A 21,327-nucleotide genomic window follows, 5' to 3' on the forward strand; every position below is an offset into this window, starting at 1 on the left:
ATGCCGATCATGGATAATAACCAACCGCCGAATATCATGCCGATCATGGATAACAACCAACCGCCACATATGATGCCATATCAAATGCCGTATCAACAGCCTATGATGCCGCCGAATCCGTATTATCAACAACAAAATCCGTACTATAATATGCCATATCAGCAAGGGGCACCATTTGGGCCGCAATATACGTCTATGCCAAATCCAAATATGATGCCAATGGATAATAATATGCCACCGCTCGTGCAAGGTGAAGAAGACTGTGGATGCGGAGGAGAGAATAGGTTATATAGTCCACAACCTGGAGGGCCACAATACGCGAATCCTTTATATTATCAACCAACTCAGTCAGCATATGCGCCGCAACCAGGAACGATGTATTACCAACCAGATCCACCAAATGTATTTGGTGAGCCAGTTTCAGAAGAAGAGGACGAAGAAGAAGAAGTTTAAAAAAGGTGGGATTATTCCCGCCTTTTTTGTATTCATGTTAACTAAGACAATGAAGGTTTGTATTAAGTGTTAGAAAATTCCTAGTGAAATATTAACAGTGTAAAAAAACACTCTGTTACTCATCATAAGAGGGAGCTTTTCAGAAGAGAAGTTCATTCTAACAGAGGGGGTTTTTGTATTGAATACGAAAGTAAAAGTGATTGCTGCTTCTTTGTTAGTTACCAGTGCGTTAGCTGCATGTGGTACACCAAAAGATAACAATGCAATGGATGGACGCAACTACAATTACGAACATACATCTTATAATAATGGTAATAATGTAACGCGTAACGACCGTTATAATACAGATTATGTAACATATAACAATGGTCGTAACGATACAGGATATAATTATTATCGTGATGTAAACTATAATGGGCAAATTGCGAATCCGTATCCGACTCGTAACATTACAATGAACAATTCATACGTTAACAATGATGGTAAAACTGCAGAAAAAATTACGAACCGTGTGAAACGTATGGATAACGTAGACCGTGTGTCTACAGTTGTATATGGAAACGATGTAGCAATTGCGGTGAAACCACGTAATCCAGTAACAAACGAAACAACGATGGCAAACGAGATTCGTCAAGCGGTTGCAAATGAAGTTGGAAACAGAAACGTATATGTTTCTGTAAGAAACGACATGTTTACTCGTGTCGATGCAATGAGTACGCGTTTGCGTAACGGTACAGTTACAAACGACTTTAATCGTGACATAGCGAATATGTTCCGCGATATTCGTTACGGTTTAACTGGAACAGTACGATAGCGAAACAAAAGAGGAAGGGATAGCCCTTCCTCTTTATTCATCATTGTCTTGTAAACGGCTCTTTCTAATAAAGTAACTAACGGAATAAGAAACTAAAAAGCATATGAAGAGAATACTACCTGTTAGAATAGCTTCAAACAGAGGTCTTTCTGGACTGAAAATAATATAAATAATAGCCATAATCATTCCCACAATAAAAGAGCGTAAAACAAGTTTGTAATAAGGAGTTAACTGTATTTCCTTTTCGCCTTCTTCAACATCGATAGAAATGCTTAACTGTAAATAACTAAGTACAATACTTGTAAGAATAAATAATAACCACAATGGAGATTTCGTAATTTGATCCATTCCTTCCGTGAATCCGATATAACCCAAAATACCGATTATACCAATGGATTGAAAAAGAAAAGCAATACGTATGTTTTTTAATGTTTGAAGAATGAGACGTTCATCTTTTATTTTTTTCACAATATCCATCCCCTGTTTATTATGATTTTGCTTTTATAATAATTGTAACATATATATTACATTTATCAATTTATAATTTACATAAATGATTTGGATGAAAGAGGAAATAAAATGTTTTTTTATAAACATGTTGCACTTATACGTTATTAATGTTATATTAGCAAAGCGATGAGCTAATTTACGTAAGACGAGAGATATGCTTAAGTGCTAAACACGCGAATGTGGTCGCCTGGTCTCTCGCCGTAAACGCATCAAGACGCCTGCTTTGCAGGCGTCTTTCATTTTATATGAATGTAAAGAGAAGACTGGGGGAATCCAAGCTTCTCTTTTTTTGTTGGTTTTAAAGTCAGAAAATATCGAACTCTATAAGTCTTAATGGGAGCAATCTATGAATTAGGGATAAAACCCCCATTTCCGGAAAAACTACTAATGAAAGTTTGATCTTGCCTAAAAGAGGTGAACGGAAATGAAATGGATACTGATTGCAGTACAAGCTTTCGTGATGATGTTTTGTTTAGCTTATGGAACGAGTGTGAGGGCAGAAGGGCCAGTACCAGAAGTAACAGAGAAAGAACCTCAAGTTACAATTTTATTAGAGCGCATGTATGTTGATGGAGAAGTAAGCGAAGAAATATTTACAGAAAAAGTAGCAGATTTAGAAAAGTTTTTACAGCAATATAAAGAGTGGCAAGTCGTTGATCGTGATGATGTACAAATCGTATTGCAAAAGAAAGTTGATGATATTTCTCCTTTATTAAAAACGAGCGGTTATTTTGGTGTTTCAGAGGAAGGGATATTACAAATTTTCAAAGGTGTGCCGAAAAGTGATAACGCGATTCATTCCTTCTTTCAAATTGATATGAAAAAGCTTGAGAGTTATGATCGTGCGAAACTAAAGCGTGGTATTCGTATTAAATCAAAAGAAGGTTTTGTGAAGACGATTGAAAAAATGAAACAATACGCAGTGCAAAATAAAAAAAGCAGCTCATGGTGAGCTGCTTTTTCTTATTTATTCTTAGCTAAAATTTCTTTTGCGATTTCATCAATTAGCATATCTTTTCCGATTGGATTGAATGCTTTCGTATTGAAGACTTCGTTCGATACTTCATATACGTGATTACTTTTTACTGCTTTATTATCTTTCCAAACGGCGCTGTTTTTATAGTCTTCGTATACTTTATCAGCTTCTCCGCCGAAGTTTACAACGAACATTTGGTCAGGCTGGAATGCAACAAGGCCTTCTAGTGATACTTGCGCCATCGTTTGATTTAAATCTGTACCTTTTGTTGCTGGAAGTTTTAAGTCGTTAAAGAGTATGTCACCATATCCGAAGCTACCGTATACACGGAAGTTTTGTGGTGTTACTGCAACGAACATAAAGTTCTCATCTTTTGTTTTTTCTTTAATTTTCTTAGATAAAGAGTCAGCCTTTTTATCGTAGTCTGCAATCCATTTGTCTGCTTTCTTCTCTTCGTCAAATAGCTTGCCTACTTCTTTAAACTTACCGCGCCAGTCTTCTAAGTTTGTTTCTAGAACAACTGTCGGTGCAACCTTTTCTAGTTGGTCGTAAATTTTTAATTGACGATTGTTTAAAATGATTAAGTCAGGCTTTAGAGCAGTAACGGCTTCTAAATCGACTTTAGGCGCCCAGTACCAACCAACAGCTTTTACCCCGTCTAGCTTTTCTGTTAAATGACTTTGGATTTTATCTTTATACGTATTTGCTGTACCAACAGGTTTATGTCCAAGAAGTAATAACTCTTCTGTTGATCCAGATAAATCAACAATCCTCTTTGGATTTACTGGAATAGTAGCTTCCCCTTTAGCGTGTTTGACAACTTTTGTTTTCGGTTGTTCTTTTGATTTTGACTCTTCTTTTTGAGAAGAACAGCCGACGATTGAAAGAACGACTAGCATGATAGTAAATAAAATAAATAATTTGCGCTTCATCCCTATGTAACCCCTTTAATTAGTATTGATAATCATTATCGACTTCTGTATTTTAAGGGGCTTTATACTTTCTGTCAATGAGAAATAACAGAAGTTTTATATGGAGAACATTTGTTGGGGTAGTCTCGCTTTTCTATCCTTAAATATGTTAAAATGGAATACATGATTTAAGAGGGAGAGATCGTATTTTGTTTGAATATGTTACAGGTTACGTGGAGTATGTCGGACCGGAATATGTCGTAATTGACCATAATGGAATTGGTTATCAAATTTTCACACCAAATCCGTATGTATTTCAAAGGAGTAAGCAAGAAATCCGTGTCTATACATATCATTATGTGAGAGAAGATATTATGGCACTTTACGGGTTTAAAACACGTGAAGAGCGTTTATTATTTACAAAGTTATTAGGTGTGTCTGGTATTGGACCAAAAGGCGCTCTTGCAATTTTAGCTTCTGGTCAAACAGGACAGGTTGTTCAAGCAATTGAACATGAAGATGAGAAGTTTTTAGTGAAGTTCCCGGGCGTCGGAAAGAAAACAGCGCGTCAAATGATTTTAGATTTAAAAGGAAAACTAGCAGATGTCGTACCAGATGCATTTGTTGATTTATTCTCAGACGCAGAACGTTTTGATGAGAAGAAAGGTTCATCAGTTGAGCTGGATGAGGCGCTGGAAGCTCTGCGCGCACTTGGATACGCAGAACGAGAAGTTTCTCGCGTTGTACCAGAATTATTAAAAGAATCATTAACGACGGATCAGTATATTAAAAAGGCACTTAGTCTTTTACTAAATGGTAAGAGGTGAGTATAATGGACGAACGTCTCCTTTCAGGGGAATCTGCATATGAAGATGCGGATTTAGAATATTCATTGCGGCCACAGACGCTCCGTCAGTATATTGGCCAAGATAAAGCGAAACATAATTTAGAGGTATTTATTGAAGCGGCGAAAATGCGTGAAGAAACGCTAGATCACGTACTTTTATATGGACCACCAGGGCTCGGTAAAACAACGCTTGCGAATATTATCGCAAATGAAATGGGCGTTAATGTTAGAACAACTTCCGGACCAGCAATTGAAAGGCCAGGAGATTTAGCAGCTGTATTAACAGCGCTTCAGCCAGGGGATGTATTATTCATTGATGAAATTCATCGTTTGCATAGATCGATTGAAGAAGTTTTGTATCCTGCGATGGAAGACTTTTGCCTTGATATTGTAATTGGAAAAGGACCATCAGCAAGGTCTGTACGCTTAGATTTACCGCCATTTACATTAGTTGGAGCAACGACGCGTGCGGGGGCATTATCAGCGCCGCTTCGTGACCGTTTCGGTGTACTTTCAAGATTAGAGTACTATACAGTAGATCAGCTTTCTGCGATTGTTGAACGTACAGCAGAAGTGTTTGAAGTTGAAATTGATTCATTAGCTGCATTAGAAATTGCAAGACGTGCTCGTGGTACACCTCGTATTGCGAATCGTCTATTACGACGTGTACGTGATTTTGCGCAAGTTCGTGGTAACGGAACGGTTACAATGGAAATTACACAAATGGCGTTAGAACTACTGCAAGTAGATAAATTAGGACTCGATCATATTGACCATAAATTATTGCTTGGTATTATTGAGAAATTCCGCGGTGGTCCAGTTGGGTTGGAAACAGTGTCGGCAACGATTGGAGAAGAATCTCATACGATTGAAGATGTGTATGAGCCGTATTTATTACAAATTGGCTTTTTACAACGAACGCCAAGAGGCCGAATTGTAACGCCACTTGCATATGAACATTTCGGAATGGAAATGCCAAAAGTATGACGGAAATGCCAAAGCTCCTTATTACAGCTGGTATTTTACTTATTGTTGTTGGTCTAGCTTGGAAGTTCATTGGAAGGCTTCCAGGCGATATTTTTGTGAAAAAAGGAAACGTTACCTTTTATTTTCCTATCATTACATGTATTGTGTTAAGTATTGTATTATCTTTTATTATGTATATAATAAATCGATTCAAATAAGAAATAGGTGGATATAGTTATGGATATAAATCTGTTTGATTTTCATTTACCAGAAGAACTTATTGCACAAGTCCCGTTAGAAGATCGTGAAACATCAAGATTAATGGTGTTAGACCGTGAAACAGGTGATATTGAGCATAAACATTTTTCGGACATTCTTTCTTACTTACATGAGGGGGATTGCTTAGTTTTAAATGAAACGAAAGTTATGCCTGCTCGTTTGCATGGTGTGAAAGAAGACACAGGCGCACACATTGAAGTACTTCTTTTAAAACAAGAGGAAGGCGATAAGTGGGAAACGCTTGTTAAGCCAGCGAAACGTGTAAAAGAAGGAACTGTCATCTCTTTTGGTGAAGGGAAGCTAAAAGCAACTTGCACAGGAACAGCAGACCAAGGTGGACGTCAACTTGAATTTTCATATGACGGCATCTTTTATGAAATTTTAGACGAGCTTGGAGAAATGCCACTTCCTCCGTATATTAAAGAGACGCTAGAAGATCGCGATCGTTATCAAACGGTATATGCGAAGGAAATCGGTTCAGCAGCAGCACCGACAGCTGGACTTCACTTTACAGAAGAGTTACTTGAGAAATTGAAGCAAAAGGGTGTTGGGTTAGCATTCATTACACTTCACGTAGGGCTTGGGACATTTAGACCAGTTTCTGCAGATACGATTGAGGAACACCATATGCACGCGGAATATTACCATATGTCTGAAGAGACAGCGGCATTATTAAATCGTGTGAAAGAGAATGGTGGACGTATTATTACAGTAGGTACGACATCAACTCGTACGTTAGAAACAATTGCGACAGATCATGACGGTAAGCTTTGCGCTGCTTCTGGATGGACAGATATTTTTATGTACCCAGGTTATGAATTTAAAGCAATTGATGGTTTAATTACAAACTTCCATTTGCCGAAATCAACATTAATTATGCTTGTAAGTGCATTTTCAAATAGAGATAATGTACTTCATGCCTATAATGAAGCAGTAAAAGAAAAATATCGTTTCTTTAGCTTTGGTGATGCGATGTTCGTCGCATCTCACGCTAAAATAAGAAACAAATAAAAGGAGTAAATTATGACAGCAATTCGTTATGAATTTATTAAAACTTGTAAACAAACGGGTGCGCGTTTAGGACGTGTACATACGCCACACGGTTCATTTGATACACCAACATTTATGCCAGTTGGTACACTTGCAACAGTTAAAACGATGTCACCAGAAGAATTAAAAGCAATGGATTCTGGCATTATTTTAAGTAATACGTATCATTTATGGCTGCGTCCTGGTCACGAAATTATTCGTGAAGCAGGCGGTTTGCATAAATTTATGAACTGGGACCGTGCAATCTTAACGGACTCTGGTGGTTTCCAAGTATTCAGTTTAAGTGACTTCCGCCGTATTGAAGAGGAAGGCGTTCACTTCCGTAATCACTTAAATGGAGATAAATTATTCTTATCACCAGAAAAAGCGATGGAAATTCAAAATGCATTAGGTTCAGATATTATGATGGCATTTGATGAGTGTCCACCGTTCCCTGCTACTTTTGAATACATGAAAAAGTCTGTAGAGCGTACAAGCCGCTGGGCAGAGCGTTGTCTAAAGGCGCATGAACGTCCGCAGGACCAAGGTTTATTCGGTATTGTACAGGGTGGAGAGTTTGAAGAGCTTCGTCGTCAAAGTGCGAAAGATCTTGTTTCAATGGACTTCCCTGGTTACGCTGTAGGTGGTTTATCTGTAGGTGAGCCGAAAGATATTATGAACCGTGTACTTGAGTTTACAACACCACTTCTTCCAGATAATAAACCACGTTACTTAATGGGAGTAGGTTCTCCTGATTCATTAATTGATGGTGCAATTCGTGGTATTGATATGTTTGACTGCGTACTTCCAACTCGTATCGCTCGAAATGGTACATGTATGACAAGTGAAGGTCGTTTAGTTGTGAAAAATGCAAAATTCGCTAGAGACTTCGGTTCACTTGACCCGAACTGTGATTGCTACACATGTAAAAATTACTCTCGTGCGTATATTCGTCACTTAATGAAATGTGATGAAACGTTCGGAATTCGTTTAACGTCTTATCACAACCTTCATTTTCTGTTAAACTTAATGGAGCAGGTGAGACAAGCTATTCGTGAAGACCGTCTTGGCGATTTCCGCGAAGAGTTCTTTGAACAGTATGGCTTTAATAAACCGAATGCTAAAAACTTCTAATACATAATTTAAAAGGAGGAACAAAATATGAATCCAGGTATGATGAATATCATTATGATCGTTGCGATGTTTGCGATTTTCTATTTCTTATTAATTCGCCCACAACAAAAGCGTCAAAAAGCAGTAGCTCAAATGCAAAATGAGTTAAAAAAAGGTGATGCTATCGTAACAATCGGTGGCTTACACGGTACAATCGAATCAGTAGATGAAACGAAAATCGTTGTTAAATCTGGTGGTTCACACTTAACTTTCGATCGCAATGCGATTCGTGAAGTTGTGAAAAACTAATGAGGAAGGCCCTGCATGAAATGTGCAGGGCCTTTTTTTAATTAGTTTGTTTTGACATATTTACACCGAAAATACCACCGAGTGTACTCGCACCCATTAATGCTAATTGGTAAAGTAATTGTGAGTTCGATAAAGTTTGGGAAAAGCCTAAATAGTTAACGAGAAAAACAAGTATTGTGAATGTAAGCCCCGTTGTGAAACCTACTAGCCACCCTTTCCCTTGCGCCTTTTTTCCGGCAGTAAACCCGGACATAAGCATAGATAAAAGAGCTAGTATAAAAATAGTAACGGCCAATGTCCCTTCATTTATATTCGTAAACTTTAATAAAAGAGCCATAACCATGCTAGTAATTGATGCGAGAATTAATAGGGTAACGATACCGAAGCCAATTGCAGTTGATAATTTTTTCGTTCCATCCATTTATACATTCCCCCTTTTTAATACAAGCATATTTCTCTTTTGCTTAAGTTAGACTAGTTTCTTTTCTATAGGGGAATCTATAAATAAAAAAGGAGATGTAGAAATGGAATGGGTATCGATAATTGGCCGGACGATGCTTTTGTATATTATTATTTTAATTATTTTTCGTCTTATGGGTAAACGTGAAATTGGAGAACTAAGTGTATTAGATTTAGTCGTATTTATTATGCTTGGCGAAATGGCTGTAGTTGCAATTGAAAATACCGACAAATCACTTTGGCATCAATTAGTTCCGATGACCTTCCTTATGTGCATACAAATCATTTTGTCAGTCATTTCTTTAAAGTATCAACGCTTTCGGCATTTAATAGAAGGTGAGCCGGCTATTCTTGTAAATGCGGGAAAGATTGATGAAAAGAAGATGAGAAAGCAACGTTATAATATAGATGATTTAATGATGCAATTAAGGGAGCAAGGAGTCGGAGATGTGCGTGATGTAGAATACGCTATTTTAGAACCATCAGGAAAATTATCTATTTTTCAAAAACAAAAAAGTAAAAAGAGTAAAAATGATACGCCGGTTTTTACACTCCCATTAATTATTGATGGAGAAATTCAATCTAATCATTTGCGAATGATTGAACATACTGACGAATGGCTTATTGGGAAATTAAAAAAATTAGGTTATAACGATATAACAAAAATTTTATACTGTAGCTTTCAAAACGGACAATTCTTTGTTGATTTGAAAGGGAATTAGAAGCTTATCTTTTGGAGGGGGCACGCTTGATCTCACTAATAATCAGTGGGGAGCACCCCACTGATTAAAGTTTCACTTTATTTCAAAAATGAAAGCTTACGAATGATAGGGAGTCGACTTAACTCTTCTTTTCGAATCAGTTTGAAGGTGAAGAGGAGAACAATATAAAGGATTGTTGTCAAAGTGATTTCCCACAATGTTTGTACACCGAGTGAATGAGAGAAAATAATGTATTTATGAAGATAAAAACCGAAGGCACCTGCAATACCAATGGCAAGTCCGCCAAAAATATAATCTTTTGCGTAAATGGTAAATGTAATCTTTTTTAAAACGGTAGCGTAGTGAAGGAATGTTACTGTTACGATATTTGCTGCGATAGCGAGGGCAACCCCCATCATTTGAAATTCTGGCCTTGAAGCTAGTACGAAAATAACGATTAATTTCACGATGGCGCCAATAAATGTATTCATCATTGCAGCTCGTGCTAAGTTTAAAGCTTGCAAAACAGAAGTAAGTGGGCTTTGAAAATAATGAAATAAAAAGCAAGGTGCGAGAAGTTGAATGAATGCTGTTGCACTATCTGATCCGTACATAAGAGTCAAAACAGGAGAAGCGAATACGTATAATATAACGACGGACCATCCGCCAGTAATTAATGAAATGCGAAGTGCTTGTTGTAAACGGTGCTCTACTAATTTATGTTGCCTTTTTGCCATTGCTTCACTAATAGAAGGGACGAGCGCTGTAGAAAGAGCATATGTAATAAAGGCGGGTAGTGACAGAAGCGGGAATGCATAACCGTTTAATATACCGTATTGCTGGGTTGCGACAGAAGCAGCGACTCCGGCGATTGCTAAGCTTTGCATAACAACGATAGGTTCAAAAAAATATGAAATGGAACCGATCAAACGGCTTCCTGTAGTTGGAAGGGCAATATCCATAAGAGAATAAAATGTGTCTTTGCTCTCCTTTACAGTAGTGAAAAATCCAGAGCGTATAGATAAATGTTTTTCGCGCTGGAATAAAGTAAGTAAAAATAATAAGGATGCAACTTCACCGAGAACGGCTGATAACATAGCGCCGGCTGCAGCATATTCTACGCCGTAAGGTAAAAATAATTGAATACATACAGCGATAATTGTAATGCGGACAACTTGTTCTAGAACTTGAGCATAAGCACTAGGTTTCATATTTTGTTTCCCTTGGAAATAACCGCGTAAAACAGAAGAAACAGCAATAACAGGAACGACAGGTAAGATAGCTATTAATGGATAGTACGTTCTTTCATCGGTTAATAATGTTTTTGCTAAAATAGGTGTGAGGAGCATAATCCCAATTGTTAACAGGATACTAATAACGGATGTAACAGCTAGTGATACTGTTAATATTCTTTTTACTTTTTGTTTATCGTTCACTGCTTCCGCTTCTGCTACAAATTTTGCGATTGCGACGGGAAGGCCGATTTGTGTTAATGTAATTGCTAAAATGAATGTAGGCACGGCCATCATATAAAGACCCACGCCTTCTTCTCCTAAAATACGTGCCATTACTATACGATTGATGAAACCGAGTATTTTTGTAATAAAGCCGGCTATCATTAATATAAATGCGCCTTTCAAAAAGCTTTGTTTCGTCATGGTCTTCTCCTACCTTCTCAAAATCAATGGAATGATTTACAATAATTTATATGCACGTATGAGACAAGAATGACAAGCATTTAAGAGAGTGAAGTATGGTGATGCTCTTGAAAGTAGTTATTGCTGTCCATTAGAGCGGGATTAAAAGCGACTTTTCGTGCTGAAATCAGAAGGAGATGTTACGTATGTTAGAAAAAGAAGATTTGGTAGAATCATACCGCGGACAGTTACAAGTCGTTTTAGAAAGTAAAGTAGAAGAGTTTCAAATGTTCGGCTATGACCGAGTGACAGATGATGACATTTGGAAGTTTCTCAAGGTGAAAAAGTGGAAAAAGATAAACGATGATGTTAGATTATATGAATTAGTAAATGATGTATTAAGAGTAAGTACTAATGAATATATGAATTATTTAACTGTTGAAGCATATCAAGCGCCGCTCTGGTCGTTTGATGAATATGAAAATAAATAACCGACTGTAATTGGTTTGTTCTTCCTTTTGCAGTATAATGATAGGTATTGATAAAGAGGAATTAGTGATGTCTGAGATTACATATAAAGGAGGTAGTGAAGAGAAAAATAAATAATGAAAGTGTAGGTTTTACCGACACAGCTAGTGATGGACTAGCGAGAAACACATGTATTTTATAGAAAGGAAGTCTACTAACTAGCGTATGCATACGTGAAAAAGTGAATCGTAAGAGATTTTTTGAAAGTGTTAGTAGCAGAAAGAGGGTACATATGGCAAAGCGTGGTACGAGAATTGCCGCCTTTTTCCTCATCGTCTTATTAATCGGTGGAGTAATTGGTGCGGCAGGAAAAGACATAGCAAAAGGAATTAGTCTAGGACTAGACCTTCGCGGTGGTTTTGAAATTCTGTATGAAGTAAAACCAGCCAAAGAAGGCGATAAAATTGACCGAGAGGCACTTGTAAGTACAGTAGGTGCTCTTGAAAATCGTGTCAATGTCCTCGGTGTAAGTGAGCCGAACATCCAAATTGAAGGAGAAAATCGAATTCGTGTACAGCTTGCTGGTGTACAAGATCAGCAAAAAGCACGTGAGATGTTATCGACACAAGCGAAATTAACATTCCGTGATGTGAATGACAATCTTCTTATGGACGGGACGGATTTAAAAGGCGGCGGAGCGAAGCAAACCTTTGATGAGCAAGGCCGTGCGAGCGTAGGTCTTACACTAAAAAGTGCTGACAAATTCCGTGAAGTAACTGAAAAAATTTCAAAAATGCCACCACCAACAAACTTAATGGTAATTTGGCTTGATTTTGAAGAAGGAAAAGATTCATATAAAGCAGAATCTGCAAAACCGAATCCGAAGTTTTTATCAGCAGCAACAGTAAACCAAGTATTTAACCAAGCTGAAGTATCTATCGTAGGTGGAAACTTTACAGTGGAAAGTGCGAAAGAACTTTCATCTTTATTAAATGCAGGTGCACTTCCTGTTGATTTAAAAGAAATGTATTCAACATCTGTTGGAGCGAAATTTGGTCAACAAGCATTAGACCAAACGATTTTCGCTAGTGCGATTGGTATCGCTCTTATTTTCTTATTTATGCTTGTATACTACCGTTTACCAGGGCTTGTAGCCGTTATTATGTTAGGGCTATACATTTTTGTTACGCTACTTGTATTTAACTGGATGCACGCGGTTCTTACATTACCAGGTATTGCGGCGTTAGTGCTCGGGGTAGGTATCGCAGTTGATGCGAATATCATTACGTACGAGAGGTTGAAAGAAGAGCTTAAAATTGGTAAGTCAATGATGTCAGCATTTCGTGCTGGTAATCATCGTTCATTAGCAACGATTTTAGATGCAAACGTTACGACTCTTGCAGCTGCAGGTGTGTTGTTTGTATATGGTACAAGCTCAGTACAAGGATTTGCAACAAGTTTAATTGTAAGTATTTTAGTTGGTTTCATTACAAATGTATTCGGTACTCGTTTCTTACTAGGATTACTTGTAAAGAGCCGTTATTTTGATAAAAAACCAGGGTATTTTGGTGTGAAACAAAAGGATATTACTCCGTTAACAAAAGGTGTAGTACATCCACCAACGAAATTTGATCGTATTAACTTCGTAAATATCGGTCATAAATTCCTTATCTTCTCGATTGTAGTTGTAATTGCAGGTGCAATCATACTACCAATTTTCAAACTGAATCTTGGAATTGACTTTGCGAGTGGTACACGTATGGACTTGCAATCAAAACAAGCACTTACTGTGTCTGATGTGCATAAAGATTTAAAAGAATTGAAAATTGATGTGAAAGAAGAAGATATTGTACCGACTGGGGATGACAATAAAGGATTCGCTGTTCGTACTGTAGGAGTTTTATCAAAAGATGAAATCGCGAAAGCAAAAACATTCTTCCAGGATAAATATGGTACAGAGCCAAACGTAAGTACAGTTTCACCGACAATCGGTAAAGAAATTGCAAGAAATGCATTTATCGCAGTACTAATTGCTTCTGCAGTTATTATCTTATACGTAAGTATTCGATTCCGATTTACGTATGCATTATCTGCAGTACTTGCATTACTACATGACGCATTCGTTATGATTGTTATGTTTAGTATTTTGGGGCTAGAGGTAGACTTAACGTTTATCGCTGCGGTATTAACGATCATCGGTTATTCTATTAATGATTCGATTGTTACGTTTGATAGAAACCGTGAGCTATACAAACAGAAAAAACGGGTTCGCGACATAAAAGACCTAGAAGAAATCGTAAATATGAGTATTCGCCAAACGCTTGGTCGTTCGATTAACACCGTATTAACAGTGTTGTTCCCAGTAATTGCGCTGCTTATCTTCGGTAGTGAGTCACTACGTAACTTCTCGTTTGCTTTACTTGTTGGATTAATCGTAGGTACGTACTCTTCTGTTTTTGTTGCCTCTCAAATTTGGTTACTACTTGAAAACCGTCGTTTGAAAAAGGGGAAAAACAAGAAGAAGGTTGAGAAAGAAGTATCTGAACCGCAAGTATAAAAAAGATGATGCCTCGTTATGAGGCATCTCTTTTTTCGTTTGTGGATACAATAAGATAGCAACTTTTGAAAGGGGGAAATGGAAGGAAGTGGTGGTTTTATTGTTATTTTTGTTACAATAAAAAGATAGGTTAAGAAAAGAAGGGATTTTAATTATGGAAAAAGATGAACGTTTTAAACAGGCCGAGTTTGGTGCTATTGTCGGAATCGTTGGTAATATTATATTAGCGATTGTAAAGGCGGTAATTGGTTATATTGGGAATAGTAAAGCACTGTTAGCGGATGCCGTGCATTCTGCATCAGATGTAATAGGTTCGCTAGCTGTACTGTTTGGATTGCGAGCAGCAAAGCAGCCGCCTGATGAAGATCATCCGTATGGTCATGGTAAAGCGGAATCGATTTCAGCGATTATTGTTGCGGTATTATTATTTATTGTGGGAATAGAGATAGCGATTTCGTCTATAAAAGCTTTTTCGCAAGAACTAGAACCGCCGAAAGGAATTACGATTTTTGCTGTTGTTCTTTCGATTGTCGTGAAAGAAGGAATGTTTCAATATAAATTTCGATTAGGGAAAAGGGTAAATAGTGATGCAATTATTGCAAATGCATATGAGCACCGTTCGGATGTATTTTCTTCAATTGCAGCTTTAATCGGGATTTGTGCAGCGATTATTGGCGGTAAGTTAGGTTTCGATTGGCTTGTATATGCCGATCCGATTGCAGGACTATTTGTTTCGCTTCTTGTTGCGAAAATGGCATGGAGTATTGGAGCAGAAGCAATTCATGCAACGCTGGATCACGTTCTTCATGAGGAAGATGTTATTCCGCTTAGAGAAGCAGTTCTCCAAGTAGATGGTGTGAAAAAAATCGGTTCTTTATATGCGAGAGAACATGGCCATTATGTTATTGTTGATATTAAAGTTTCTGTAGATCCATACATTACTGTAGAAGAAGGGCATCGCATTGGAAAGCATGTGAAAGAAACACTTATGAAACAAGATAACGTACAAAATGTTTTTGTACATATAAATCCGTACTCTCCACATTAAACATCATTAACATTTTAGTATGTAGATATTGCATCGTAGTTTGCATCATATTGTCACCCCTTAATCTGTCTTGTATAATAAACAGGTTAAGGGGTGATTTCGTGTTACAACCGAAGACGCGTTGGAAAGAAAAAGAATACAACGAAGAGCGAGTGAGTGAATTAGCGAGTAAATTGCAATTATCGCCACTTGTTGTTTCGTTGTTCCTTGGTAGAGGACTAGATACAGAAGATAAAATTTTAGATTTTTTAAATACAGAAAATCAAGAATTTCATGATCCGTTTTTATTAGAAGGAATGGATCGAACAGTAGAACGTGTAAATAAGGCGATTCAAAATGGAGAACAAATATTAATATTTGGTGATTATGATGCGGACGGAGTAAGTAGTACAACGGTATTATATCTTGCTCTGCAAGAATTAGGTGCAGATGTAGAGTTTTATATTCCGAACCGTTTTACAGAAGGATATGGACCAAACGAAGAAGCGTTTCGCTGGGCGCACAGTGCAGGATTCTCGCTAATTATTACTGTCGATACTGGTATCGCAGCAGTACATGAAGCGAAGGTAGCGAAGGAACTTGGCATAGATCTTATAATTACAGATCACCACGAGCCGCCGCCAGAATTACCAGAAGCGCTTGCGATTATTCATCCGAAATTAGATGGCGGTGTTTATCCGTTTCATTATTTAGCCGGTGTAGGCGTTGCATTTAAAGTTGCGCATGCATTACTAGGACGTGTACCAGAACATTTGTTGGAAATTGCAGTAATCGGTACAGTAGCCGATTTAGTATCACTTCATGGTGAAAATAGATTGTTAGTGAAGCGCGGTTTAAAGCATATGCGCATGACGAGAAATATCGGTTTAAAGGCATTGTTTAAAGTTGCTAACGTTTCGCAAAGTGAAATTACAGAGGAAAGCATTGGCTTCTCAATCGCACCGCGTATTAATGCAGTTGGGCGTTTAGAAGATGCTACGCCAGCTGTACACCTTTTATTATCAGATGATCCAGAGGAAGCGAAAGAGCTTGCTGAAGAAATTGATGAGCTGAACAAACTTCGAAAAGATATTGTAAAGCAAATTACAGAAGAAGCTATCGCTGAAGTTGAAAATAAATTTCCGCCAGAAGAAAACAAAGTGTTAGTGCTTGCAAAAGAAGGCTGGAATCCAGGTGTAATTGGAATTGTCGCTTCTAAATTAGTTGAACGTTTCTATCGTCCGACAATTGTATTAAGCATTGATCCTGTAAAAGAAACAGCAAAGGGTTCAGCACGTAGTATTGCGGGATTTGATTTGTTTGCAAATCTGTCAGATTGTAGAGAGTTATTGCCACACTTCGGAGGGCATCCGATGGCAGCGGGAATGACGCTGCATATGAATGATGTAGAGGAATTACGTCGCCGCTTAAATGAGCAAGCAGATGCAATTTTAACAGAAGCAGACTTTATTCCAATTACAGCAGTTGATGCTTTTTGTAAAGTGGAAGATGTAACGCTTGCGGCAATTGAGGATATGCAAAAGTTGGCGCCATTTGGTGTTGGAAATCCGAAACCACGCATTGCAGTGAAAGATGCTGAATTAGAAAGTATTCGTGCAATCGGATCAGACGGTTCTCATTTGAAAATGACTCTTCGTGACGGACAAGCAACACTGGATACAATTGGATTCGGATTTGGTGCGTATGCAAAAGAAATTTCTCCAGTTGCAAAGGTATCTGTAATAGGAGAAGCATCCATCAATGAATGGAATAATTTTAAGAAGCCACAATTAATGGTACAAGATATCGCTGTAGAGGCATGGCAATTATTTGATTGGCGAAGTATGCGTAATGTAGAAGCGAATTTAGCAGAACTTCCGAAAGGGAAAATCACAATGGTGTATTTTTCTGAAGAGGTATTGAATAAATTTTCTTTAGAAGAATATAAAGAGCAGATCGTGCATGCATCAGAAGTAACTCATTTAGATGATCAATACATTGTGTTACTGGATTTACCGAAAGGAACAGATGAATTGCGTGATTTATTTAAAGTGGGATTCCCTGCTCGAATTTACACGCTATTTTATCAAGAGACTAATCATTTATTTAGTACAGTTCCGACGAGGGAACACTTTAAATGGTACTATTCTTTCTTAAACCAAAAATCACCATTTTCTTTAAGGCAATATGGTGAACAACTATGCCGACATAAAGGTTGGTCAAAAGATACAGTAAATTTCATGACACAGGTGTTTTTTGAGTTAGAATTTGTTACAATAAAAGATGGCGTCATTTTTATGGCAGACAAAAAACAAAAGCGTGATTTAATTGAATCGAACACATATCGTGAGAAAATGAACCACTTACAATTAGAAAAAGAATTGGTTTATAGCACATATCAGCAACTATATACATGGTTTGAAACGATTCGTAATCATAAATAAGTAGAACAGTTAGGGTAAAGGATTTGTATTTGCAAAACCTTTTATATCTGAGGAGGATTCAGAAAAATGGATTTCAAGCAACATATCGCAATTGTACCGGATTATCCAAAAGAAGGTATTGTGTTTAAAGACATCACACCTTTAATGAACGACGGTAAAGCATACAAAGCAGCAACAGATGCAATCGTTGAGTATGCAAAAGACAGAGATATCGATGTTGTAGTAGGACCAGAAGCTCGTGGTTTCATTATCGGTTGCCCAGTTTCATATGCATTAGAAGTAGGATTTGCGCCAGTTCGTAAATTAGGAAAATTACCACGTGAAGTAATTACAGTTGACTACGGTAAAGAATATGGTAAAGATGTTTTAACAATCCATAAAGATGCAATTAAGCCAGGCCAACGCGTATTAATTACAGATGACCTATTAGCTACAGGTGGAACAATCGAAGCGACAATTAAGCTAGTTGAAGAGCTAGGCGGAGTTGTAGCAGGAATTGCATTCTTAGTAGAGCTTACTTACTTAGATGGTCGTAAAATGTTAGATGGTTACGATGTATTAGTATTAGAAAAATACTAATCACTATATAGGTAAAACTACGGTGATAAAAAGTACCCGTGAATCTCTTGGAGAGGAGCGGGTACTTTTGTATAATTGAACAAAAAATTATGGTGAAATGTCAGTAAAATCTTTTCCTTTTCACAATTCACAATCATTGGGTTATAATGATAGAATATAATTTATTCTATTTAATAAAGATAAAGTCAATTTTCAATAAAAGGTGATTCGATGGCAAATGAGCAGGTACTAACAGCTGAACAGGTACTCGAGAAAGCAAGTCAATATTTAGCGGATGAAGATATTGAGCTAGTGGCACGTGCCTATGAATATGCACGTGATGCGCATAGTGAACAATATAGAAAATCGGGTGAACCGTACATTATTCATCCAATTCAAGTTGCAGGTATTTTAGTTGATTTACACATGGATCCAGCTACAGTATCGGCAGGTTTCTTACATGATGTAGTAGAAGATACAGAGATTACATTAGAAGATATTGAACGGGAATTTAATAAAGAAATCGCTATGCTTGTTGATGGTGTTACAAAGCTTGGGAAGATTAAATATAAATCTCACGAGCAGCAACAAGCCGAAAACCATCGCAAAATGTTTATTGCAATGGCTCAAGATATTCGAGTTATTTTAATTAAACTAGCTGACCGTCTTCATAACATGCGTACATTGAAACATTTGCCTCAAGAGAAGCAGCGTCGCATTGCGAATGAAACGTTAGAAATCTTTGCACCTTTAGCACATAGACTCGGAATTAGTACTATTAAATGGGAGTTAGAGGATACGTCACTTCGCTATTTAAATCCACAGCAATATTATCGCATTGTAAATTTAATGAAGCGTAAACGTGCAGAGCGCGAAGAATATTTAGATGAAGTAATGACTGGTATTCGTGAGAAATTAAAAGAAGTTGCAATTCAACCTGAGATTTCTGGCAGACCAAAGCATATTTACAGTATTTATCGTAAAATGGCACTGCAAAATAAACAGTTCAATGAAATTTACGATTTATTAGCTGTACGTGTCGTTGTAAATAGTATTAAAGATTGTTATGCGGTACTTGGGATTATTCATACGTGCTGGAAGCCGATGCCAGGTCGTTTTAAAGATTATATTGCAATGCCAAAAGCAAATCTATATCAATCTCTTCATACGACGGTAATTGGACCGAAAGGTGATCCACTTGAAGTGCAAATTCGTACGAAAGAAATGCACGAAATTGCAGAGTTCGGGATCGCGGCACACTGGGCATATAAAGAAGGAAAAACAGCAGAAACAACAGGTACATTAGAGAAGAAATTAACGTGGTTCCGTCAAATATTAGAATGGCAAAATGAAGCTTCTAATGCTGAAGAATTTATGGAGTCATTAAAAATTGACTTGTTCTCTGACATGGTATTCGTCTTCACACCGAAAGGCGATGTAATGGAATTACCGCTTGGATCTGTTCCGATTGATTTTGCATATCGTGTCCATTCAGAAATTGGGAATAAAACAATTGGTGCAAAAGTAAACGGTAAAATGGTGACGCTTGATTATAAACTAAAAACAGGTGACATCATTGAAATTTTAACGTCGAAACATTCGTATGGACCAAGCCAAGATTGGGTGAAACTTGCTCAAACATCGCATGCGAAAAATAAAATACGTCAATTCTTTAAGAAACAACGTAGAGATGAAAATATTGAAAAAGGCCGTGAACTTGTTGAAAAAGAAGTACGTGGCTTAGAGTACGAGATGAAAGAAGTATTAGCGCCTGATAATTTAAAACGTGTTGCGGAGAAGTTTAACTTTGCTAACGAAGAAGATATGTTTGCAGCAGTAGGTTATAACGGAATTACAGCCGCGCAAATTGTTACGCGACTAACGGACAAGTTCCGCAAACAACGCGAAGAAGACGAAATCGTTGAAGTTAAAGAAGTTCGTAAACCGATGAAAATTCGAAAATGGGATTCTGGTGTAAAGGTAAGCGGTGCTGATAATTTATTAATTCGTTTATCAAAATGCTGTAACCCAGTTCCGGGTGATGATATCGTTGGGTATATTACGAAAGGCCGAGGCGTATCGATTCACCGCCGTGATTGTGTAAATGTTCATACAGAAGAAGCTATAGAACGTTTATTAGAGGTAGAGTGGGAAGGTAGCCCTGAAAAAGAAATTGAGTATAACGTTGATATTGAAATTTCAGGTTACGATCGCCGTGGTTTATTAAATGAAGTATTACAAGCTGTTACAGAGACGAAAACGTACATTTCAGCTGTTTCTGGTCGAAGTGATCGTAATAAGATGGCGACAATTAATATGTCAATCTCTATTCGTAACTTACAACACTTGAAAAAAGTAGTGGAGCGCATTAAACGTGTTCCAGAAATTTATGCAGTACGACGCATGATGCATTAATAGGGAGTGTAGAAAAAATGAGAGTTGTTTTACAGCGATCGAAGGCAGCGTCTGTCACAGTAGATGGTGAGATTGTAGGACAAATTCCATTCGGTTTAACATTACTAGTTGGCATTACGCATGAAGATACAGAAAAAGATGCAACTTACATTGCAGAAAAAATTGCAAACTTACGTATCTTTGAAGATGAGAGCGGAAAGATGAACCATTCTGTACTTGATGTAGAAGGACAAGTTCTATCTATTTCGCAATTCACATTATACGGAGATTGTCGTAAAGGAAGACGTCCAAACTTTATGGATGCTGCGAAGCCTGACTATGCAGAGCGTTTATACGATTTCTTTAATGAAGAAGTTCGTAAACAAGGACTGCATGTCGAAACAGGAAAGTTCGGAGCAATGATGGATGTTTCTTTAATCAATGATGGTCCGGTGACCTTAATTGTGGAAAGTAAATAGTGTTGCTAAAGGAGAGAGGATGATAGGATCCTCTCTTTTTTATACATTTTGGTATGTTTTGTTCATTTATCATAAGATTAATTGGTTATTGTTATCGTCGTTAACTGTATTCTTATGTTTGTTTGGAATCAATAGCTGATTTAATTATGTATAACTCTCTAATCAATATGGAACAATAAAAAGTAAAACATCCATATTGAATGTGAGGGATATACGTATGCGTATGAATGAAAAAGGACATTCTGTTACAAATGGTGCGAATCAACTGTTTAACGTGAATTTGCATGAGTTTGTTTCAAAAGAACAAAACAATACATCAATGGAACTTGCTTCTGAGTTCGGAATTTCTCTTCAAGATGTAAAGCGTCTGAAGAAGCAGCTTGAGCGCTCTTAGGG

At 37.3% G+C, this 21,327-nt stretch carries 21 protein-coding genes and 1 pseudogene; 18 read left to right on the forward strand and 4 right to left on the reverse strand.

Translation table 11 applies throughout. The features are described 5' to 3' along the window. A pseudogene (locus COI75_RS10295) lies at window positions 1-453 on the forward strand (peptigoglycan-binding protein LysM); the annotation flags it as partial. 178 nt (window positions 454-631) lie between these two features. Further along, entirely contained in the window at window positions 632-1,267 is a 636-nt protein-coding gene (locus COI75_RS10300) for a YhcN/YlaJ family sporulation lipoprotein (protein WP_001093520.1), read from the forward strand. Window positions 1,268-1,300: 33 nt separating this feature from the next. Here the strand turns inward: COI75_RS10300 and COI75_RS10305 are convergent, their stop codons facing one another. Then, the gene (locus COI75_RS10305; protein ID WP_000721226.1) at window positions 1,301-1,735 is read right to left on the reverse strand and encodes a hypothetical protein; all 435 of its coding nucleotides are present in this window, start codon (window positions 1,733-1,735) and stop codon (window positions 1,301-1,303) included. 466 nt (window positions 1,736-2,201) lie between these two features. Between COI75_RS10305 and COI75_RS10310 the strand changes: the two genes are divergently transcribed. Continuing rightward, window positions 2,202-2,729: a BofC C-terminal domain-containing protein gene (locus tag COI75_RS10310; protein WP_000871208.1), complete on the forward strand. Its 528-nt coding sequence runs from the start codon at window positions 2,202-2,204 to the stop codon at window positions 2,727-2,729. A gap of 11 nt (window positions 2,730-2,740) precedes the next feature. Here COI75_RS10310 and COI75_RS10315 read toward each other — a convergent pair whose 3' ends face one another. Continuing rightward, window positions 2,741-3,685, reverse strand: a complete 945-nt coding sequence (locus COI75_RS10315) for an iron-hydroxamate ABC transporter substrate-binding protein (RefSeq protein ID WP_000823614.1) — start codon at window positions 3,683-3,685, stop codon at window positions 2,741-2,743. A 188-nt stretch (window positions 3,686-3,873) separates the two neighbouring features. Between COI75_RS10315 and ruvA the strand changes: the two genes are divergently transcribed. Genes ruvA through yajC form a run of 6 tightly spaced genes read left to right on the forward strand, consistent with a single transcriptional unit; the run spans window position 3,874 to window position 8,207 of the window. Continuing rightward, on the forward strand, window positions 3,874-4,491 hold the full coding sequence (gene ruvA, locus COI75_RS10320) for a Holliday junction DNA helicase RuvA (protein ID WP_000464506.1): 618 nt from the start codon (window positions 3,874-3,876) through the stop codon (window positions 4,489-4,491). Between the two features lie 5 nt (window positions 4,492-4,496). Continuing rightward, entirely contained in the window at window positions 4,497-5,498 is a 1,002-nt protein-coding gene (gene ruvB, locus COI75_RS10325) for a Holliday junction branch migration DNA helicase RuvB (RefSeq protein ID WP_000344450.1), read from the forward strand. Further along, entirely contained in the window at window positions 5,495-5,695 is a 201-nt protein-coding gene (locus tag COI75_RS10330) for a DUF2905 domain-containing protein (protein WP_000138162.1), read from the forward strand. Before ruvB ends, COI75_RS10330 begins: the two co-directional genes overlap by 4 nt. A gap of 19 nt (window positions 5,696-5,714) precedes the next feature. Then, window positions 5,715-6,767, forward strand: coding sequence for a tRNA preQ1(34) S-adenosylmethionine ribosyltransferase-isomerase QueA (gene queA, locus COI75_RS10335; RefSeq protein WP_000354008.1), 1,053 nt, complete (start codon window positions 5,715-5,717; stop codon window positions 6,765-6,767). Between the two features lie 12 nt (window positions 6,768-6,779). After that, window positions 6,780-7,919, forward strand: a complete 1,140-nt coding sequence (tgt, locus tag COI75_RS10340) for a tRNA guanosine(34) transglycosylase Tgt (RefSeq protein WP_000125363.1) — start codon at window positions 6,780-6,782, stop codon at window positions 7,917-7,919. Between the two features lie 27 nt (window positions 7,920-7,946). Further along, the gene (yajC, locus tag COI75_RS10345; RefSeq protein WP_001068061.1) at window positions 7,947-8,207 is read left to right on the forward strand and encodes a preprotein translocase subunit YajC; all 261 of its coding nucleotides are present in this window, start codon (window positions 7,947-7,949) and stop codon (window positions 8,205-8,207) included. Window positions 8,208-8,244: 37 nt separating this feature from the next. Here the strand turns inward: yajC and COI75_RS10350 are convergent, their stop codons facing one another. Next, on the reverse strand, window positions 8,245-8,628 hold the full coding sequence (locus COI75_RS10350) for a TIGR04086 family membrane protein (RefSeq protein WP_000349151.1): 384 nt from the start codon (window positions 8,626-8,628) through the stop codon (window positions 8,245-8,247). A 103-nt stretch (window positions 8,629-8,731) separates the two neighbouring features. On the opposite strand from COI75_RS10350, the gene COI75_RS10355 reads away from it, so the two are divergent. Then, window positions 8,732-9,388 (forward strand): DUF421 domain-containing protein, encoded by a 657-nt coding sequence (locus COI75_RS10355; RefSeq protein ID WP_000455386.1) that lies wholly within the window; start codon window positions 8,732-8,734, stop codon window positions 9,386-9,388. A 77-nt stretch (window positions 9,389-9,465) separates the two neighbouring features. Here the strand turns inward: COI75_RS10355 and spoVB are convergent, their stop codons facing one another. Continuing rightward, window positions 9,466-11,025 (reverse strand): stage V sporulation protein B, encoded by a 1,560-nt coding sequence (spoVB, locus tag COI75_RS10360; RefSeq protein WP_000166362.1) that lies wholly within the window; start codon window positions 11,023-11,025, stop codon window positions 9,466-9,468. A gap of 185 nt (window positions 11,026-11,210) precedes the next feature. On the opposite strand from spoVB, the gene COI75_RS10365 reads away from it, so the two are divergent. The 8 genes from COI75_RS10365 to COI75_RS26880 all read left to right on the forward strand — a co-directional run bounded on the left by COI75_RS10365 (window position 11,211) and on the right by COI75_RS26880 (window position 21,325). Beyond that, the gene (locus tag COI75_RS10365; protein WP_000890216.1) at window positions 11,211-11,495 is read left to right on the forward strand and encodes a post-transcriptional regulator; all 285 of its coding nucleotides are present in this window, start codon (window positions 11,211-11,213) and stop codon (window positions 11,493-11,495) included. Window positions 11,496-11,764: 269 nt separating this feature from the next. Beyond that, entirely contained in the window at window positions 11,765-14,029 is a 2,265-nt protein-coding gene (secDF, locus tag COI75_RS10370; RefSeq protein ID WP_001119052.1) for a protein translocase subunit SecDF, read from the forward strand. 154 nt (window positions 14,030-14,183) lie between these two features. After that, window positions 14,184-15,077 carry a cation diffusion facilitator family transporter gene (locus COI75_RS10375; protein ID WP_000409736.1) on the forward strand — a complete coding sequence of 298 codons (894 nt, stop codon included), beginning with the start codon at window positions 14,184-14,186 and terminating at the stop codon, window positions 15,075-15,077. Between the two features lie 101 nt (window positions 15,078-15,178). Continuing rightward, window positions 15,179-17,500, forward strand: coding sequence for a single-stranded-DNA-specific exonuclease RecJ (gene recJ, locus COI75_RS10380; RefSeq protein ID WP_000941251.1), 2,322 nt, complete (start codon window positions 15,179-15,181; stop codon window positions 17,498-17,500). 66 nt (window positions 17,501-17,566) lie between these two features. Beyond that, the gene (locus COI75_RS10385; protein ID WP_000346213.1) at window positions 17,567-18,079 is read left to right on the forward strand and encodes an adenine phosphoribosyltransferase; all 513 of its coding nucleotides are present in this window, start codon (window positions 17,567-17,569) and stop codon (window positions 18,077-18,079) included. A gap of 210 nt (window positions 18,080-18,289) precedes the next feature. After that, complete coding sequence (gene relA / locus COI75_RS10390; protein WP_001262794.1) at window positions 18,290-20,473, forward strand: GTP diphosphokinase; 2,184 nt, start codon at window positions 18,290-18,292, stop codon at window positions 20,471-20,473. A gap of 17 nt (window positions 20,474-20,490) precedes the next feature. Then, window positions 20,491-20,931 carry a D-tyrosyl-tRNA(Tyr) deacylase gene (locus COI75_RS10395; protein WP_001266950.1) on the forward strand — a complete coding sequence of 147 codons (441 nt, stop codon included), beginning with the start codon at window positions 20,491-20,493 and terminating at the stop codon, window positions 20,929-20,931. A gap of 217 nt (window positions 20,932-21,148) precedes the next feature. Further along, window positions 21,149-21,325, forward strand: coding sequence for a hypothetical protein (locus COI75_RS26880; RefSeq protein WP_001242607.1), 177 nt, complete (start codon window positions 21,149-21,151; stop codon window positions 21,323-21,325). Window positions 21,326-21,327 lie beyond the last annotated feature (2 nt).

Source organism: Bacillus cereus (assembly GCF_002564555.1).
GTDB lineage: Bacteria > Bacillota > Bacilli > Bacillales > Bacillaceae_G > Bacillus_A > Bacillus_A cereus_K.

What these genes read in the sequence shown, in the direction of transcription:
- spoVB (WP_000166362.1), bottom strand. Translation starts at nt 11,025, where the DNA reads ATGACGAAACAAAGCTTTTTGAAAGGCGCATTTATATTAATGATAGCC.
- COI75_RS10375 (WP_000409736.1), top strand. Translation starts at nt 14,184, where the DNA reads ATGGAAAAAGATGAACGTTTTAAACAGGCCGAGTTTGGTGCTATTGTC.
- tgt (WP_000125363.1), top strand. Translation starts at nt 6,780, where the DNA reads ATGACAGCAATTCGTTATGAATTTATTAAAACTTGTAAACAAACGGGT.
- relA (WP_001262794.1), top strand. Translation starts at nt 18,290, where the DNA reads ATGGCAAATGAGCAGGTACTAACAGCTGAACAGGTACTCGAGAAAGCA.
- COI75_RS10315 (WP_000823614.1), bottom strand. Translation starts at nt 3,685, where the DNA reads ATGAAGCGCAAATTATTTATTTTATTTACTATCATGCTAGTCGTTCTT.
- COI75_RS10355 (WP_000455386.1), top strand. Translation starts at nt 8,732, where the DNA reads ATGGAATGGGTATCGATAATTGGCCGGACGATGCTTTTGTATATTATT.
- COI75_RS26880 (WP_001242607.1), top strand. Translation starts at nt 21,149, where the DNA reads ATGCGTATGAATGAAAAAGGACATTCTGTTACAAATGGTGCGAATCAA.
- COI75_RS10395 (WP_001266950.1), top strand. Translation starts at nt 20,491, where the DNA reads ATGAGAGTTGTTTTACAGCGATCGAAGGCAGCGTCTGTCACAGTAGAT.
- COI75_RS10385 (WP_000346213.1), top strand. Translation starts at nt 17,567, where the DNA reads ATGGATTTCAAGCAACATATCGCAATTGTACCGGATTATCCAAAAGAA.
- COI75_RS10365 (WP_000890216.1), top strand. Translation starts at nt 11,211, where the DNA reads ATGTTAGAAAAAGAAGATTTGGTAGAATCATACCGCGGACAGTTACAA.
- ruvB (WP_000344450.1), top strand. Translation starts at nt 4,497, where the DNA reads ATGGACGAACGTCTCCTTTCAGGGGAATCTGCATATGAAGATGCGGAT.
- COI75_RS10310 (WP_000871208.1), top strand. Translation starts at nt 2,202, where the DNA reads ATGAAATGGATACTGATTGCAGTACAAGCTTTCGTGATGATGTTTTGT.
- COI75_RS10350 (WP_000349151.1), bottom strand. Translation starts at nt 8,628, where the DNA reads ATGGATGGAACGAAAAAATTATCAACTGCAATTGGCTTCGGTATCGTT.
- COI75_RS10330 (WP_000138162.1), top strand. Translation starts at nt 5,495, where the DNA reads ATGACGGAAATGCCAAAGCTCCTTATTACAGCTGGTATTTTACTTATT.
- queA (WP_000354008.1), top strand. Translation starts at nt 5,715, where the DNA reads ATGGATATAAATCTGTTTGATTTTCATTTACCAGAAGAACTTATTGCA.
- yajC (WP_001068061.1), top strand. Translation starts at nt 7,947, where the DNA reads ATGAATCCAGGTATGATGAATATCATTATGATCGTTGCGATGTTTGCG.
- secDF (WP_001119052.1), top strand. Translation starts at nt 11,765, where the DNA reads ATGGCAAAGCGTGGTACGAGAATTGCCGCCTTTTTCCTCATCGTCTTA.